The sequence below is a fragment of the Gluconobacter sp. DsW_056 genome, assembly GCF_002153595.1.
GTDB lineage: Bacteria > Pseudomonadota > Alphaproteobacteria > Acetobacterales > Acetobacteraceae > Gluconobacter > Gluconobacter albidus.
On record NZ_JOPF01000003.1, the window covers coordinates 135,563 to 151,201 of the forward strand.

15 protein-coding genes are annotated in these 15,639 nt (G+C 62.6%); 7 read left to right on the forward strand and 8 right to left on the reverse strand.

What is annotated here, in order from left to right; translation table 11 throughout:
• The first annotated feature begins 128 nt into the window (after nt 1-128).
• The gene (locus HK22_RS02590) at nt 129-668 is read left to right on the forward strand and encodes a hypothetical protein (protein WP_062031856.1); all 540 of its coding nucleotides are present in this window, start codon (nt 129-131) and stop codon (nt 666-668) included.
• Nucleotides 669-707: 39 nt separating this feature from the next.
• A complete protein-coding gene (locus HK22_RS02595; RefSeq protein ID WP_198945466.1) occupies nt 708-1,748 on the forward strand; it encodes a glycosyltransferase in 1,041 nt (346 codons plus the stop codon).
• A 3-nt stretch (nt 1,749-1,751) separates the two neighbouring features.
• On the opposite strand, the gene HK22_RS02600 is transcribed toward HK22_RS02595, so the two are convergent.
• The 4 genes from HK22_RS02600 to HK22_RS02615 all read right to left on the reverse strand — a co-directional run bounded on the left by HK22_RS02600 (nt 1,752) and on the right by HK22_RS02615 (nt 6,684).
• Entirely contained in the window at nt 1,752-2,345 is a 594-nt protein-coding gene (locus tag HK22_RS02600) for a DUF4339 domain-containing protein (protein ID WP_062031775.1), read from the reverse strand.
• A gap of 193 nt (nt 2,346-2,538) precedes the next feature.
• Nucleotides 2,539-4,854, reverse strand: a complete 2,316-nt coding sequence (locus tag HK22_RS02605; RefSeq protein WP_086648229.1) for a xanthine dehydrogenase family protein molybdopterin-binding subunit — start codon at nt 4,852-4,854, stop codon at nt 2,539-2,541.
• Entirely contained in the window at nt 4,847-5,323 is a 477-nt protein-coding gene (locus HK22_RS02610) for a (2Fe-2S)-binding protein (RefSeq protein ID WP_062031771.1), read from the reverse strand. The genes HK22_RS02605 and HK22_RS02610 overlap by 8 nt, the downstream gene beginning before the upstream one ends.
• Before the next feature lie 26 nt (nt 5,324-5,349).
• Nucleotides 5,350-6,684 carry a cytochrome c gene (locus HK22_RS02615; protein WP_086648230.1) on the reverse strand — a complete coding sequence of 445 codons (1,335 nt, stop codon included), beginning with the start codon at nt 6,682-6,684 and terminating at the stop codon, nt 5,350-5,352.
• Nucleotides 6,685-7,115: 431 nt separating this feature from the next.
• On the opposite strand from HK22_RS02615, the gene HK22_RS02620 reads away from it, so the two are divergent.
• From HK22_RS02620 to HK22_RS02640, 5 genes are all read left to right on the forward strand, one after another.
• Nucleotides 7,116-8,174, forward strand: coding sequence for an iron ABC transporter permease (locus HK22_RS02620; RefSeq protein ID WP_086648231.1), 1,059 nt, complete (start codon nt 7,116-7,118; stop codon nt 8,172-8,174).
• Nucleotides 8,171-8,953 (forward strand): ABC transporter ATP-binding protein, encoded by a 783-nt coding sequence (locus tag HK22_RS02625; protein ID WP_086648232.1) that lies wholly within the window; start codon nt 8,171-8,173, stop codon nt 8,951-8,953. Before HK22_RS02620 ends, HK22_RS02625 begins: the two co-directional genes overlap by 4 nt.
• Nucleotides 8,950-9,960, forward strand: coding sequence for an ABC transporter substrate-binding protein (locus HK22_RS02630; RefSeq protein ID WP_062031756.1), 1,011 nt, complete (start codon nt 8,950-8,952; stop codon nt 9,958-9,960). The genes HK22_RS02625 and HK22_RS02630 overlap by 4 nt, the downstream gene beginning before the upstream one ends.
• 25 nt (nt 9,961-9,985) lie before the next feature.
• On the forward strand, nt 9,986-12,151 hold the full coding sequence (locus HK22_RS02635; protein WP_086648288.1) for a family 20 glycosylhydrolase: 2,166 nt from the start codon (nt 9,986-9,988) through the stop codon (nt 12,149-12,151).
• A gap of 61 nt (nt 12,152-12,212) precedes the next feature.
• Nucleotides 12,213-12,878, forward strand: a complete 666-nt coding sequence (locus HK22_RS02640) for an HAD family hydrolase (protein ID WP_086648289.1) — start codon at nt 12,213-12,215, stop codon at nt 12,876-12,878.
• 9 nt (nt 12,879-12,887) lie between these two features.
• Here the strand turns inward: HK22_RS02640 and HK22_RS02645 are convergent, their stop codons facing one another.
• The 4 genes from HK22_RS02645 to HK22_RS02660 form a co-directional block, all read right to left on the reverse strand.
• Entirely contained in the window at nt 12,888-13,961 is a 1,074-nt protein-coding gene (locus tag HK22_RS02645) for a LacI family DNA-binding transcriptional regulator (protein ID WP_086648233.1), read from the reverse strand.
• Between the two features lie 202 nt (nt 13,962-14,163).
• Nucleotides 14,164-14,421 (reverse strand): hypothetical protein, encoded by a 258-nt coding sequence (locus tag HK22_RS02650; RefSeq protein ID WP_062109216.1) that lies wholly within the window; start codon nt 14,419-14,421, stop codon nt 14,164-14,166.
• Nucleotides 14,422-14,549: 128 nt separating this feature from the next.
• The gene (locus tag HK22_RS02655; protein ID WP_062031747.1) at nt 14,550-14,933 is read right to left on the reverse strand and encodes a helix-turn-helix transcriptional regulator; all 384 of its coding nucleotides are present in this window, start codon (nt 14,931-14,933) and stop codon (nt 14,550-14,552) included.
• Entirely contained in the window at nt 14,930-15,577 is a 648-nt protein-coding gene (locus HK22_RS02660; RefSeq protein ID WP_062031743.1) for a peroxiredoxin, read from the reverse strand. Before HK22_RS02660 ends, HK22_RS02655 begins: the two co-directional genes overlap by 4 nt.
• Nucleotides 15,578-15,639: the final 62 nt, after the last annotated feature.

The following is a 15,639-nucleotide window of genomic DNA, read 5'->3' on the forward strand; positions in this document are numbered from 1 at the left end:
AAAAGAGTAAAGCTGTTGCGCCGGTTTCTGTCCACCATGTGTAACCCGTGCCTGGAGCGCTGTATCTGACGGCCGGATGAAGAAAAAATTATGTGCAGCTGAGCGGGGAGGTGGATAAAGTATGTGTGATGACTTTACCTGAACGCATTGCCCAAGTGGATGACTGGCTGCTCGACCGGCTTTTCCAGCCTCTGGCGGACCGTCTTCCCGCACGCCTGACGGCGCTCCATCTTGGTCTGAGCTGTCAGCTCGGGGCTCTGATGCTTGACGGGCTGTCCCTTGTGCTGCCGATGCTGCTGTTCGGGGCCAGTCTGGGCAACATGATCGACAGCGCCCTGATCTGGTGCGTCAGTCTGGCGTTCTTTCTGGGCATGCGGCGTTCCGCGCCGATGGTGCGACCCGGAATGCTCAACCCGCTGCGGCCCCTGCTTCGGGCCATGCGGCTGTTGTCTCTGGCTTTTCTGGCGTACCAGCTTTTCCGCGGGCTGGGCGCGCCCGGTTTTGTCTGGCTGGTGACGCAGCTCACGACGATTTCCCAGCTTCTCTTTACCGTCGGCCTTTATCTCGTGGCCTGCCAGCCGCGTCCGCCTTTCCAGCGCATGTCCAGCCGCAGCGGCCCGGTCATTGAGGGCGTCTGGGGTACGGCCGGAGGCCGTCTGAACTCCTGACATTCCGTTTCTTCGCCACGCCCATCAAGGAAAACGCGCGTGACTTCCCGACTGCGAATTCTGCATTGTCTCTCGACCCGGGAATTTGCGGGAACGGAGCGTCATGTTGCGGAATTGTCCGCGCTTCAGGCGCAGAGCCATGACGTCACGCTGCTTTTGGAGCGCAGGACGACCGATGCGCGCACGGGCGGAGATATTCAGGGGTTTCTGTGCCCTGACGTAAAGATCGTGCGGGCGGGGCCGGCGGGATATCTGCCCGCATTGGCCAGCGAGCTGCGCAGCGGGCGGCACGACATCGTTCATACCCATCTCGGTCGGGCCTCCGCCCGGGCGAGCTGGCTGCGCCGGGCGGGGCTTGCGGGCTCCGTGCCTGTCGTTGCCACGCTTCATACCTCTTATCGCGGTCGCAGTTATGGAACGCATGACGGACTTGTCTGCATCGCATCCTGGCAGCGCGATGTTCTGCCAGAACGACAGCGTGAAGCCTGTGCCCTGATCCCCAACTGGACGCTTCCTCCACAATCCACTGTCGCATGTCGTGCGGCTTTGCGGGAACGGATGCGGCTTGAGTGGCGTATTCCAGAGGGGGGCATCGTGATCGGGGCAGCCGGGCGGATGGTTGAGGAGAAAAACTTCCAGCTTCTGATCCATGCCTGGAAGCAGGCTGGCCTCAGGCCCGAGACCCGGCTTGTTTTGGTCGGCGACGGCCCGGAGCGGTGTGCGCTGCAAAAAGCGGCGCAGGGCCGCACGGATATTCTTTTCACCGGCTATCGCACGGACATGCCCGATCTTCTGGCCGCATTCGATGCGTTCGTCGTTCCCTCACGTCACGAACCTTTCGGACTGGTGCTGCTGGAAGCCATGGAAGCTGGATTGCCGGTCTGCGCAACGGCGGCGGGCGGAGTTAAGGATATTCTCGCAGAGGCGCCAGAATGTTTGCTACCGTCCGGCTGCCTCGAAGCCCTGACGGCCGGGTTGCAGCGTCTCGAAGCCGCGGCGCCGCGTCAGTGGGACATGTCCCGTTACCGTATCGCGACCGCGGCCAGCAGCGTTGAGGCTTTTTATCGCCGTTACTGCTGAATCTTACAGTTCATAGTAACGGCGGGAAACATAGTCCGACAGGCCAACATCAGGGAAGACGTGCCAGCCCGTGGTGAGCGCGGGAACGAATTCACACAGAAATACCAAAATCGACAGGAAAAAGAGCAGCATGCCGTGTCCGACGATCTGGATGCGGCGCCAGACATAAAGCGGTGGCAGCAGGATCCACAGGATTGTGCCGGGGCGAAAACCCCCAGCGAGCAGGCTGCGGCGGTCCATAACGAGAGCCACGTAGAAAATGCCGATGCTCACGATCATGGACGCAAAATTGCTTGCGAAATCGGGGATGAGTCCGAAGCCCTGAAGAACGCTGACCGCCATGCTGCCGAAAAACGGACCGACCAGACTGAGCCACAGCCAGCGGTTTGAAATCAGGCTGGCAGGGAGGGCAGGAGGAACGCCTTCGGGTTGGGGCGGCCAGAAAACGCAGCTTCCGGCAGGATGCCATTCGCCGCCAAATTCTTCGGTCCAGCACAGGGTAGCATGCCCGATGATGCCTTCGGTGACGAGGGCTTTCATGCCGTCTGCGGACACCGGTCCCTTGCGGGTGCCATGGTCTTCGTAAAACCAGCTCACAGTTCGTCCTTATTCCGGGCCGCGCATCGTGGTGCCGGGTCCTGCCGGGTCCCGAGCGGTACAGTCTGTCACGACTTCCGGGGGGCTTGGCAAGACCCATCCTGTCCGCAGGACGGGAGCAGGCCTGTCGTCGGGTATGAAAAAGGCCGCAGTCCCGGCTGGAACTGCGGCCCTTTCATGATTTGCCAATAGCTCAGCGCGCGTGCTGTTGCAGTTCGCGACGCACGTCGGCCGGGCGCATCGGCATATGCCGCAGCCGAACGCCGACCGCATTGAAGATCGCATTGGCGATGGCGGGCGCAACAACGGTCACGCCCGGCTCGCCGAGGCCCGTGGGCTTTTCGGTGTTCTGGATGAACTCGATGTCGATATCCGGAACGTCTGGGAGACGCAGCGGAGTATAGGTATTGAGGTTGCGGTCCTTGATCGTGCCGTCGACGATTTCGGTACCCTCGAACATGGCCATGCTGAGACCCCACAGCGCCGCGCCTTCGGTCTGGGCGAGTGCCCCGCCCGGATCGACGATGGTGCCGGCATCAAGCACGAGCCAGAGCTTCTGGCAGGTGACAACACCCGTCTTGCGATCGACGTGGACCTGCGCCGCACCGGCCGTCCAGGTCGGCATGCCGCGCTCCTGACCAAAGCTGGTGGCGATGCCGATGGCCGTATCGGCAGGAAACTGTTCCTTGCCGTAACCGATCTTGTCAGCCAGACGCTGGAGAACGGCGGCCTGACGCTTGGCCCCGCCGACGGAGTTCGGAGCCTGACCCGCGTTGCGGCCCTGCGCCGTGAACATGGACAGGCGGAACTCCAGCGGGTCCTGTTTCGTGGAATGAGCAACCTCGTCGAGGAAGCATTCCAGCGCCCAGGGAGTCCAGCCCGCACTGACCGAACGCAGCCAGCCGGGGCGGAACGTGGCGTTGGCGAGGTCGTTGCTGACGGCGCGGACGCGCGTCGGCCCTGTTTCGTACCAGTGATCCGCGCCTGCGATGGCAAACGGATCATATTTCTTTCCGTCTTCAGCCGTCGCGAGGAATGCTGGCGCCATCACCTGTGTCGGCCAGCCCGCGACCGCGACATAGTCCATCGCGGTGATCTTCTTGCGATCGTTGTCGAGCGCGACCTTGATGTTCTGAAAGGACGGCGAACGGATGGAGTCCAGTTCCATGTCGTCGGAGCGCGTCAGGATCAGCTTGACCGGAGCGCCACCGATGGCTTTGGAGGCCAGGGCAGCCGGAATGCAGTAATCGCCGTTCAGACGCCGTCCGAAGCCACCGCCGAGCATATAGGTGCGCATGACGACCTGCTCTTCGGGAACCTGAAGCGACTTGGCGAGCTGCGGCAGAATGAGGGACTGCCACTGGTTGCCGGTATGGATTTCCCACATGCCGTCGATATGGCGCGCTACGGCATTGACCGGCTCAAGCTGGTAATGTGCGACGGACGCGCAGGTATAGCTGCGTTCGAAGACCTGATTGGGATGGATCGCGAGTGCTTCGTCCACGCCCTTGTCGTTGAAGACGCGTGCGCCGTTCTTCGGATCGAGGGTCAGCTTGCGGCCGTGTTCGATGATGTCCGCTTCGGAGACGTGGATCGTCGGACCGGGATTCCACTGTACCTTGAGGGCATCGGCAGCGCGGATCGCAGCGGGGTAGGTCTTGGCCAGCGCCACGACCCAGCCTGGAACGATTCCGGAAGGGTCATCCAGAACCACATAGCGCTCATAGCCGGGGATTTTCTTCGCGGCGCTGTCGTCCACAGAGACGACCTTCGAGGCATAGCGTGTCGGCGGCATTTTCGGTCGGCCATACACCATGCCGTCCAGTTTGACGTCGATGCCGTAAATGGCCTTGCCGGTCGTCTTGTCCGGGATGTCGAGCGCCGGGACCGGCTTGCTGATGAGGCGGCGGTTCGTGACAGGCTTGAGCGGCAGCTTCGCCATGTCTTCGGGCGTAAAGGTCCGGGTCGGCTTGGAGCGGGCCACGATGTCGCCGAAGGACACGCTTTTGCCGCCAGCGGAGACGACGCTTTCACTGACGGTGCAGCGTTCCGGCGTGGTGCCGAGCAGCTTTGCGCCTTCCTCAAGCATGACCATGCGGGCCGCGGCACCTGCCTGACGGAAGGTGTCCCAGGTGTCCCAGACGGACCAGGAACCACCGGTGACGTATTTCCCGGCCCATTTTGGCGCGGTGTCGACCTCGGTGATCTTGATCTTGTCCCAGCTCGCGTCCATCTCGTCCGCGATGATGCGGGCAAGGGCTGTGCCGACATGCTGGCCCATTTCGGCGCGGACGATGTTGACATTGATTGCCCCATCAGGCGCGATGGCGCACCAGATGTTCGGCTCGAACGCGGCTTCCGGCGGCATCGGAGAGGGCAGCGTTACGGCGGCACCGGCCTTGCGGGCGAAACCGAACATCAGTCCGCCGCCAGCCGCCGTCATCAGGAAGTTGCGGCGGGAGAGGCGCGCGGCGTCGCTCTTCTTCGCAATCTGTTCGATTTTAGCCATTGTTGGCACCTTCCTGCTGCTTTGAGGCAGCTTCCTTGATGGCCTTGCGGATGCGGATATAGGTCATGCAGCGACAGAGGCTGCCGCCCATCACGCCGTCGATCTGGTCGTCCGTCGGGTTGGGATAGTCCTTCAGGAGGCTTGCGGCCTGCATGATCTGACCGGACTGGCAGTAGCCGCACTGCGGCACCTGCTGGTCCCGCCAGGCGACCTGAACGACATGGTTTCCTTCCGGATCCAGCCCTTCGATCGTGGTGATCGACGCGCCTTCCACGGCCGAAAGCGGCGTGATACAGGAGCGCGTGGCGCGTCCCCCGACATGGACGGTGCAGGCACCGCATTCGCCGATACCGCAGCCGAACTTGGTGCCGGTCATGTTCAGGTCGTCACGGATGACCCAGAGCAGGGGGGTGTCTGCCGGGGCGTCGACCGTAACGGGCTGTCCGTTGAGTTCAAATTTCGTGGTCATGTCCTGTATTCCCAGTCCTGCCCGGATCAGTGCGAAGCGGTGATGGGCGGAGCTTCGAGCGTGGCGCGCGCGCTTGCGGCCTTCTTTTCCAGATCCGTCCAGGGGGGAAGCGTGGTGCGTGTGCGACGCAGATACGCGGCGATGCGGGCCATGTCATGGTCGGACAGGCCGGAATAGAAGCTCGGCATCGAGATGTGATCCTGACCTTCCTCTGCGGTAATGCCATGCAGCATGACCTGATAGAGGTTGTTCGGCTCATCCAGCCACAGCGCGTTGTTCAGGGCGAGTTCCGGGCGACCGAGCACGGGGTTCGGGCCGGAATTGTAGTGGCAGGCGCCACAGGCGGCCTGATACAGGCGGGCATCGGCGTCCTGCGTCTGCGGGCCGGTCAGGTTGAGACCGGACATGTGCATGGCACGGGCAATCGCGGCCTGATCGCCACCGCTGCGCTGCGCCGCCTTGTCCACATCCGCATAATAATGAGCGATGGCGTGCACGTCTTCTTCGGGGATCTTCGACAGGAAGCGATGCGGCACGGGGGACATCGGGCCCGCGGCCGAACCGTGCAGCGGAGCCACGCCAAAGCGCAGATACTGGAACAGCTCGTCTTCGGTCCAGACGACCGGCGTCGGGTTGTGGTCGTTCAGCGGCGGAGCGATCCAGCCGTCGATGACTGCACCGTCGTAGACCTTGCTCATCTTTTCGGCGCCGAGCAGATTCCGCGGTGTATGGCAGGCGCCGCAGTGTTCGTTACCTTCGGCGAGGTAGGCGCCGCGGTTCCACTGTGCGTCATGCTTGGGGTCATTCTGATAGCGGCCCGGCGTGAAGAATAGCAGTTTCCAGAAGCCCTGTCCGATCAGGCGGATGTTGATCGGGAAGGGAACGGTGTTGTCGCGCGGCTTGAGATGAATGGCCGGACGCGTCATCAGATAGGCGTAGAGGTCCGAGACGTCCTGATCGTTGACCTTGGTGAAGTGGTCGAACGGGAAAGCCGGATAGAGCTGCGAGCCATCGCGGGCGATGCCCTTGTTCATCGCGCGTTTGAAGGCGGTCAGAGACCAGTTGCCGATTCCCCACTGCTCGTCAGGAGTGATGTTGGACGAGAAGATATCGCCGAACGGCGTGGCCATCTTGAAGTCGCCAGCCAGTTCGGGGCCGGGGGTGCCATCCACGCGGGTATGACATTCCGCACAGTAGCCGCCATTCGCGACGATGGCGCCACGGCTGATGGCGTCAGCGGAGAACGACGATGCGGCTGGCTTGGGGATCGGGGCGATGGCGGGGTACCAGGCATAGGCAAGAAAGCCGATGCCTCCCACGGCACCAAGGCCAATGACAGCGGCAGCTATCCGTTTGAGCATGGTTGGACTGTCCCGGAAGGATTGAAATCATTTGCCACAAAAGGCGGCTGTTGCGTGCAACCTAAGGCACCGGACCACGAAAGGAAAGATTGCGCTATCTCAAAACCGTGCGTTTCCTAAAATAAATGCAATCAGAGTCATGAAAATAACACAGATTTCCGGATGTTTCAGCGTAAATCCGGGACTGTTTCAGTCCTGATTGCAGTATTCCCGGTTAAGGATCCTGCAGACGCAGAGGGGCGATACTGAGGGATTTGTTTAAAATCCTGTTACATGGCCTTTGAGCGCAAGTATGTTTTGTAGTAAGTATTGTGGCACCCGGTGCCAAAAATACTGATGCTTTTGATCCATTCTAGTCGCGCCTTACAGGCTCGGATCACGCCCTGACTTTGCCGTGCAACCGGTTCTGGTGGCGCGGAGAGGCTTGGCTTATGATTTTCCTGCGGCGGGTTTCGTCTGTCGTTCTGCCGAGAGGACCTGCCATTTCCGTTCGTCCTGCCCTGATCCGTTCCCTGGCCCTGACCGGTGTTGTTCTGAGTGTGGTGTGCGCGCTCTGTCTGGGGCGCTATCCGCTGTCACCGCTGCGGGTGTTTGGAGTGTTCGGGCATTTGCTGCATCTGTCCGCCGGAGTTGATCCTCTTGCGCAGGCCGTGGTGATGCAGGCCCGCTTGCCGCGTATTCTGGCGGCGCTGCTGGTGGGAAGTGCGTTGTCCTGCGGCGGCGCGACCTATCAGGCAGTGTTTCGTAACCCACTGGTTTCGCCGGATCTTCTGGGCGTTCTGAGTGGCGCGGCGTTCGGGGCGGCGCTTGCGATCGTCAGTGGCGGATCAGCGTTTGTAGTGCAGATGGGCGCCTTCGGGGGAGGGCTGCTGGCGGTTGGGTGTGGGCTCCTGATCAGCAGGACCCTGCCGGGGGGCGGCATTCTGGCCCTGCTTCTGGGTGGCCTAATCGGGAATGCGATCTTTACCGCCTTGCTGTCTCTGGTGAAATATCTGGCCGATCCGATGGATCAGCTTCCGGCTATCGTGAACTGGCTGCTAGGCAGTCTGGCGCCGAGCGGATGGCGGGAACTGGCATGGATGTCCGGCCCGCTTCTCGTCCTGACCACGGCGCTTGTGGTGTGCGCCCCCGTTCTGGACGTGCTGTCACTGGGAGATGACGAAGCCCGCAGTCTCGGAATTTCCGTTCGGGTCATGCGACCGGCACTCATTGTTCTGGCAACGCTGGCCTGTGCGATGACGATTTCAATGGCGGGCATTATCGGCTGGATCGGACTTCTGGTGCCCCATGTGGCACGCCTGCTCGTCGGGGCGGAGCACCGGAACATGATGCCGGTGACGGCGCTGCTGGGGGCCGGGGGGCTGGTGCTGGCCGATACCTGCGCGCGCAGTCTGACGACGGGCGAGGTTCCGCTCGGGATCGTCACGCAACTGTTCGGCGCTCTGGCTTTCGTGCTGGTGCTGCGGCGCCTGCGGGGCGGGATGGCATGACGCTGCTGTCGTGCCGGAACCTTGGTTTCCGCCAGCCGCGGCAGCCCGGATCTGTGCTGGAGGGGATCGACCTTTCGCTACGGGAAGGCGAACTGGTTGGGCTTCTGGGCCTGAACGGTGCAGGCAAAAGTACGCTGCTGCGGCTTCTGATGGGTTTTCTCGCGCCTTCGACGGGAGAGGTTTTTCTTGAGGGGCGGCCTCTGCGGGCGTGGCCTGCCTCTGCCATCGCGCGGCATCTGGCTTACGTGCCGCAAAGCCATGTGGCCACCTTTCCTTATACGGTGCGGCGAATGGTGGAGCTTGGACGGGTGCCGCATTCCGGCCTGACGGGGCGTTTGTCCACGCAGGACCGCCGCGCCGTGTCGGCGGCGCTGGGGCGGATGGGGCTGGAGCGCTTTGCCGATCGTCCCGTTACAGAGCTGTCCGGTGGCGAGCGTCAGCGGGTCGTGCTGGCGCGGGCCATTGCGCAGGATGCGCGGGGGCTGCTGCTGGACGAACCGATGACGGGGCTGGATTACGGGTATCAGATGCGTCTGATGGCACTGCTGGCGGAGCTTGCGCGTGAGGGGCGGCTTGTTATGCTCACCTCCCACCGGCCGGAAGAACTCTATGCGCACGCCAGCCGGGTTCTGGTTCTGGATCATGGCCGGATCGAAGCGGACGGGCCGCCGCAGGATGTCGTGACGGCACAACGGATGTCGGCGCTTTACGGGGTGCCTCTGATGCAGATGGATCATGCCGGAAACCGCTTTTTCCATCAGGAAAGGAACGAGAAATGACACTTGGACTGACGTTGTCACGGACCCTGAAGCGGTTTTCGGCCCTGACATTTCTGGGGGCGACGTTGCTGGGTGCGGTTTCGCTGCCGGGGCCGGTCGCATACGCGGCACCTCCCACCCGGATCGTGGAGGGGTGGTACGCCCATAATGCGATGCTCGTCATGCTGGGGGCGCAGGACAGGATCGTGGGGACTGTGGCCCGTCCGGCGATGCTGCCCTGGATGTTCAGGCTGGTGCCGTCGCTGTCCAGGGCCGAGACGCTGGATCCCGGCAATCTGAATGCGGAAGAGCTTCTGGCGCTGCATCCCGATCTGGTGTTCGTGACGGCTTCGGGCCATTCCGCCGATGCCCTGACACGCGCCGGGCTCAATGTCGTGCCCGAAGGGTTCGACCGGTTTGATTCGATGCTTGACTGCGTGGACGGAACGGCGACCCTGCTTCAGACACCATTGGCGGCAAAGCGGGCGCAGGCCTATCGTCTGGCGTTTCTTCAGGCCGTCTCGCAGGCTCCGACCAATCCGCAGGGGCCGCGCGTGCTGCATGTGGAGTCCCTCAGGCCGCTCAGGGTGGATGGCGATGCCAGTATCATCGACCAGTGGATCCGCAGTGCGGGGGGGCAGAATGCGGCACAGGGCATTCATGGCAACAAGCAGCCCGTTTCGATCGAACAGATCCTGTCGTGGAATCCGGATATCGTCATTATTGGTGCCAATGCGGGCGATCCGGCGACACTGACGCAGGACCCGGTCTGGTCGAAAGTCAAAGCCGTGCAGTCCGGGCGTGTCTATCGCAATCCGACCGGGCTGTTTCCGTGGGACCGTTATGGGCCGGAGCTTCTGCTTCAGGTTCTGTGGTCACGGCAGATCGTCCAGACCGGACAGGTGGACCGGCCTGCGATGATCCGGTCTATCCGCTCTTTCTATCATGAGTTCTATGGTATTGCGCTGTCTGCCGGAGATGCGGAGCTTATGCTCGATGCGCGCCCTCCCGCGCCCGATACGCACTGAAATTCACACTCAGGGACAGCTTCAGATGACGCAGACAGCTTCACAACGCGGTCGGATTATTCACCGCAGGGTTCGTGGCGCGGTGGGGCTGCTCCTTGCGGGAAGCGTTCTGGCCGGGATTTCTGTTGGTAAAGCGCGAGCGGAAGAGAGTCTGCTGCCCGTTCCGCAGAGCGTTTCGGTGCCCAATGGTGTGGCGCCAATTGGTGGCGGGGTGCAGATCGTGTGGGACACACGCCCCTCACCCCTGCTGCAACGGGCCGCAGCGCGGTTCGCGACACGCCTTGCCGCCATCGCCGGGCCTGCGGGACAGGGCGCACCGTATGTGCTGCACGTGTCTGCCGGGCCGGACCGGGCCTATCTGAGTGTGGATGAAAAGGAGCATTACGCGCTCACGACTGCAGCCAAAGGTGCGCGGCTGGAGGCGGATGGTCCGGCGGGTGTGATCCATGGGCTGGCTACGCTGCTCCAGCTTGTCCGCGCCACGCCGGAAGGTGCCGTCGTCGAGCGTATCCATATCGAAGATGCGCCCCGGTTTGCGTGGCGCGGTCTGCTGCTGGACGTGTCGCGGCATTTCGATACGGTCGCGACCGTAGAGCGTCAGCTCGATGCGATGGAAATGGTCAAGCTCAACGTGCTGCACTGGCATCTGAGTGACGGAACGGCCTTTCGGGTCGAGAGCCGGGCATATCCGCAGCTTCAGGCCATGACCGCTCCGGATCAGTATTATACGCAGGCCCAGATCCGCGATGTCGTATCCTATGCGGCCGACCGTGGTATTCGTGTGGTGCCGGAATTCGACGTTCCGGGTCATGCACTGGCAATCGTCCGCGCCTATCCGGAACTGGCAGCGCAGCCTTTGCCGGACATGAGCACCAAGGGGTTGAACCTCAACAATGCTGCCCTCGACCCGACCAATCCGCAGACCCTGCGCTTCGTGAGGGTTTTGTATGGCGAGATGGGCCGCCTTTTCCCGGACCGCTATATTCATGCGGGCGGCGATGAAGTCGTGTCCTCCCAGTGGACGAAAAATCCGGCGATTGCGGCTTATATGAAGGCGCATGGCTACGAAACGACCGAAGCGCTTCAGGCCGCGTTTACGGGGCAGGTTGCGGCCATCATCGCGGCGCAGGGGCATGTGATGATGGGATGGGACGAGGTCAGCGAGGCTCCGATCCCGAAAAACGTGGTCGTCGAGCCCTGGCGCGCGTCGAAATGGACGGGATCGGCCACACGCGCCGGCCATCCGGTCGTAGTGTCTGCGGGATATTATCTCGATCTGCTGCGGCCATCCGCCACACATTATGCGGTCGACCCGTTCGATACGAGGGCAGATGGCATCACACCAGATCAGCTGGCGAAGTTTCCGCCCAAGCATCCCGAGTTCTCCGTGCCTTTTGAGATGGATGTAAATGCCCCGCCTCTGGATGACGCACAGAAAAAGCTGGTGCTGGGGGCGGAAGGGACGCTCTGGGCGGAAATGGTGCCCGAACCGATGCTGGATTCACGGCTCTGGCCTCGGATGGCGGCGCTGGCCGAGCGGTTCTGGTCCGCGCAGGATGTGCGGGATGTTCCGGATCTGGAGCGGCGTCTGCCCGCTGTGATGGCGGAGCTTGAGGCAACCGGGTTGCAGGCAACGCAGCATCGCAATGCCCTGCGCGAAGCCATGGCACCAGGGCATTCAGAGCCTCTGAACGTGCTGACGGATGTAACGGTGCCGGTCCGCAATTACGCGCTCAACCATCTCGACACCGCCAGTGGTGGCACCATGCTTTCGGGGCCGGTGGCTGTGGCGGAGCCGGATTCATTCGTGGCGATACAGTTCAACGCGATGGCGGAGCGGTACGCGCAAGGCGAGACGGGATTGGCCGCGCCGTTGCGGCAGATGCTCCAGCGCTGGGCGGACAATGACGCGGCCTTTGTCGCCGTTGCAAAAAATATCCCCGCGCTTGAGACCGTGGTCCCCGTATCCCATGCCGTGGGGCAGTTGTCCCGCGCCGGGCTGAATGTTCTGAACGGGCGAGGCGGCTCGGCATGGCGGATGGATGCGACCCGCCTGCTTCAGGATCAGGAAGCGGCTTTTGAAAATTCGGCCAGCATGCTGGCCTCCGCCCGCGCTCCGCAGCCGCCGGGAGGATTGCTGATTGCGATTTTGCCGGGGATCAGGGCGCTTCTTGCAGCAGGTGGCCGATAAGCGTTGCGGATATGCGCCGCAGGGGATGGATTTCCGTCGCATGGCGGGGGAAAAGGAAAGCATGACAGGTTTTCCGATCCTCCTCCTCGACTATGACGGCACGCTGGCGGAAACGCAGCCGGCCATTCTTCGCAGCCTCAGAGAAGCATTCAACGCCGTGGGCGTCCCCGCTCCCGCACCGGCTGCGCTCAGGCAGGAACTGACGCGGGGCGGAACGCTCCAGACGCTGTTTCAGGCGATCGTCCCCGAAAGCGATGCACAGGACGCCGCAGCGTTCGTGCGCCATTACCGGGCGTTCTACCCGGCTGCGGACGAAGAGGAGACGGTCCTGTTCGACGGGGTGGTGGACACGCTCGCCGCGCTGAAAGAACAGGGGACCATCCTTACCATTCTCAGCAACAAACATGCCCCGACCGTCTGTGCGAGCATCGCGCGCTTTGGCCTGACGCCGTTCTTCTCGGGCGTCGTGGCCTCCGAACCGCATTTTCCGCACAAGCCTGATCCGCGCGTGATGGACGAGCGGATTGTGCCGCTGTTCCCGACGCAGCCGCGCTCGGCCTTCCTGATGGTGGGCGATACTGTGGCCGACCTCCAGTTCGCCCGCAATGCGGGGATTGCCTCATGCTGGGCCAGTTACGGCCATGGATCCGCAGCCCAGTGCGCGGCGCTGGACCCGCATCTGCGGATCAGTTCTTTCAGCGAGCTTCCTGCGGCGCTGCGGAGCTGAAAGCCGCCGTCAGGTTGCGGCGGGGCCGATGCTGCCGCGCAGGACCAGTTCGGTATCGAGGATGACATTCTCGCTGCCGCTGGCCGCACCCAGCAGGCGCACGGCTTCCGTCCCCTTGCGTTCGTGAGGCTGGCGGATCGTGCTCAGATCGGCACCTTCGGCGGCGGGGATGTCGTCGAACCCGAAGATCGAGACGTCCTGCGGGATGTTCAGGCCCAGGGCGCGGATGGTCTGCATGGCGCCGATGGCGACGCGGTCGCTCATGGCGAGAATGGCGGTCGGACGCTGGGCGCGGTTCAGCAGATGGCGAACGCCTTCCGCTCCCATGTCTTCGGAATTAATCGGGATTTCCCAGGCGGGGACGTCTTCGGGGGCGATTTTGGCTTCCCGCAGGGCCAGAAGATAGCCTTCGAGGCGCATGGCGATGGTGCTGTGGGCAATATTGGCACGCCGTTTGGCGGTCAGGGGGCCGAAATAGCCGTCATGGGCCGTCTTGAGCGACAGGATGCCGAAATGCCGGTGCCCGAGATCAAGAAGGGTTTTGGCAGCGCGATAGGCTGAGCCACGATCGTCGATCCCGACATACGGCACGCCATCGAGGCGGGGCTGGTCCACCACGACGAGCGGGACATTGCGCTGCTGGGCCATGAGGACGCAGCGGCTGTCGGGAGCAACGGAATAGAGGATGTAGCCGTCCACGGCCGCGTTGCCGAGCGACACGGGCGCGGCGCGGTTGCGCAGATTGCTGCCCGCGGAAATCAGGGCCAGATCGGTTTCCAGATCGTCGCAGGAACGGGCGACGCCGTTGAGGACGCTCAGGATCGCGGGGTCGGTGAAGGCGTAGGGCAGGTCTTCGCTGAACAGGAACCCCAGAGCCCCGGCGCGACCGGTTGCAAGCTGTTTGGCCGCCGGATCGGGGCCGGTATATCCGAGCTCCTGCGCGGCGGCGAGGATCTTCTCGCGCAGGGCGGCCGAGAGCTGGCCAGGGCGGATATAGGCATTGGAAACCGTTGTGTGGGAGACCCCGACCTGTGCTGCCACGTCCTTGAGGGTTACTTTGCGGCGGTCGTACTGTCGGGTCATTGTTCCGGTCTGTCCAGCAAAACACACCAGACCTGTCGGGGCCGATCCTGACGGTTGCGGTGTGATGTCAGTATTCTGTTGAAAATCACTGGAGGTACCATATCCAGTCTGTCGGGCAGAAACCAGTCACGGACGCGGGAGTGATTGCGAAAATGACCGATTTCGCAATCACGGATCCGTTAAACTGTTTTTCAGGGCTGCTTCAGCCCTGCTTCGGCTTGGGTGCGGACGCTTTTTTGGCCTGAGGGAGAGGTGCGAACATTGCGCGGCATTTCGGGGACAGTTTGTCGATCTTCTTCTGCATGCAGGCGGTGATCTTGGCTTCGTTGGGAATGGCAAGCGCGCACAGGCGCAGCGCATCGCCCTTGCAGGCCTTCGTCTGTTCTTCGCGGGTGGCGGCGGAGGCACCCTGTGTCAGTGCAAATGCCAGTCCGACCAGAGCGATACAATAACGGATCATGTGTTTTCTCCTTACCTTCAGGTAAGCGTATGGGGCTTTTTACAGTTTCAGCCTGAAGAAACTTTATCGCAACTCCGCATGGTGCAATATTCTTCAATAAAGACTTGCCAGATCCTGATTTCAGACTGTCAGGAGTGAAGAATACGGGCAAACCGCGCTGACGCAGCCGGGCCGGGTGCGGTTTCGGGGGCCGGGACGGGGAGTTCGGGCGGGAGGGCTCCGGGTTGCAGGCTCATCAGAAGCGCCCGTGCGCGTCGGGCGTCCGGGGTGTCGGCCCAGCAGTAATGGATGGCGCGGGATTCGCGCTGGGATTCGATCAGGCCTGCGCGTCTGAGTGCGCCCAGATGCTGGCTCAGCGTCGGCTGTCCGATGCCGGTCATGGTCTCGATTTCGCTGACGGCATGGGTGCTGTCGAGCAGGGCCGAGAGGATCATGAGGCGTTGGGGCTGGGCAAGGATGCGCAGCCATTCCGCCAGTTCCCGGCTTTTCTCAAGGGGGAGCAGAACGGTCATGAGCGTTCCCGTGCCATGGGTTGGAAGAACCATTTGGCCCCGGCTTTTTCCACGGCGGCCTGCGTCTGGAGCGGGGGCGCGATGGTACGCTGTCCGGGCTGCCAGCTTTCGGGCGTGAGAGCGCCCGCGCGGTCGACTTCCTGTAGTGCGCAGAGCAAACGCAGGAGTTCGGGAACGGAGCGTCCGACCGTGGCAGGGTAGTTGAGGATCGCCCGGACGATGCCCGCGGGATCAATCATGAAGACGGAGCGGACCGTTGCGCTGTCCTGAGCCGTGCTGTCGAGCATGCCGTAGGCCTTGGCGACGGCAAGGGACGGGTCTTCGATGATGGGGAAAGGGACATGGACGTCGAACTGGGTCCGGATCGCGTTCACCCAGGCCAGATGGGCCGGAAGACTGTCCGCCGAGATGCCGAGGAGCGCACAGTCCCGCTGCTGGAACTCTTCCGCACTGCGGGCCAGTGCGATGAATTCGCTGGTGCAGACAGGTGTGAAATCGGCCGGATGGGCAAAGAGCAGAACCCAGTGCCCGCGCAGAGCGCTCATGATGAACTCGCCATGCGTGGTCCGGGCGCTGAAATCCGGAGCGCGGTCGCCGATGCGAAGGGACGGAAAAGACGATTCAGCGGGAGGGGATACGATCATGGTCCGGTTCCAAAAGCATCAGGGCGCTTGACATGCAACACTTACAATATTAACTTAACAGT

Bases quoted from the DNA above. Each gene is read 5' to 3' on its own strand.
- HK22_RS02590 (WP_062031856.1), top strand. From the start codon at position 129: ATGACTTTACCTGAACGCATTGCCCAAGTGGATGACTGGCTGCTCGAC.
- HK22_RS02605 (WP_086648229.1), bottom strand. From the start codon at position 4,854: ATGGCTAAAATCGAACAGATTGCGAAGAAGAGCGACGCCGCGCGCCTC.
- HK22_RS02610 (WP_062031771.1), bottom strand. From the start codon at position 5,323: ATGACCACGAAATTTGAACTCAACGGACAGCCCGTTACGGTCGACGCC.
- HK22_RS02615 (WP_086648230.1), bottom strand. From the start codon at position 6,684: ATGCTCAAACGGATAGCTGCCGCTGTCATTGGCCTTGGTGCCGTGGGA.
- HK22_RS02620 (WP_086648231.1), top strand. From the start codon at position 7,116: ATGATTTTCCTGCGGCGGGTTTCGTCTGTCGTTCTGCCGAGAGGACCT.
- HK22_RS02625 (WP_086648232.1), top strand. From the start codon at position 8,171: ATGACGCTGCTGTCGTGCCGGAACCTTGGTTTCCGCCAGCCGCGGCAG.
- HK22_RS02630 (WP_062031756.1), top strand. From the start codon at position 8,950: ATGACACTTGGACTGACGTTGTCACGGACCCTGAAGCGGTTTTCGGCC.
- HK22_RS02635 (WP_086648288.1), top strand. From the start codon at position 9,986: ATGACGCAGACAGCTTCACAACGCGGTCGGATTATTCACCGCAGGGTT.
- HK22_RS02640 (WP_086648289.1), top strand. From the start codon at position 12,213: ATGACAGGTTTTCCGATCCTCCTCCTCGACTATGACGGCACGCTGGCG.
- HK22_RS02645 (WP_086648233.1), bottom strand. From the start codon at position 13,961: ATGACCCGACAGTACGACCGCCGCAAAGTAACCCTCAAGGACGTGGCA.
- HK22_RS02650 (WP_062109216.1), bottom strand. From the start codon at position 14,421: ATGATCCGTTATTGTATCGCTCTGGTCGGACTGGCATTTGCACTGACA.
- HK22_RS02655 (WP_062031747.1), bottom strand. From the start codon at position 14,933: ATGACCGTTCTGCTCCCCCTTGAGAAAAGCCGGGAACTGGCGGAATGG.
- HK22_RS02660 (WP_062031743.1), bottom strand. From the start codon at position 15,577: ATGATCGTATCCCCTCCCGCTGAATCGTCTTTTCCGTCCCTTCGCATC.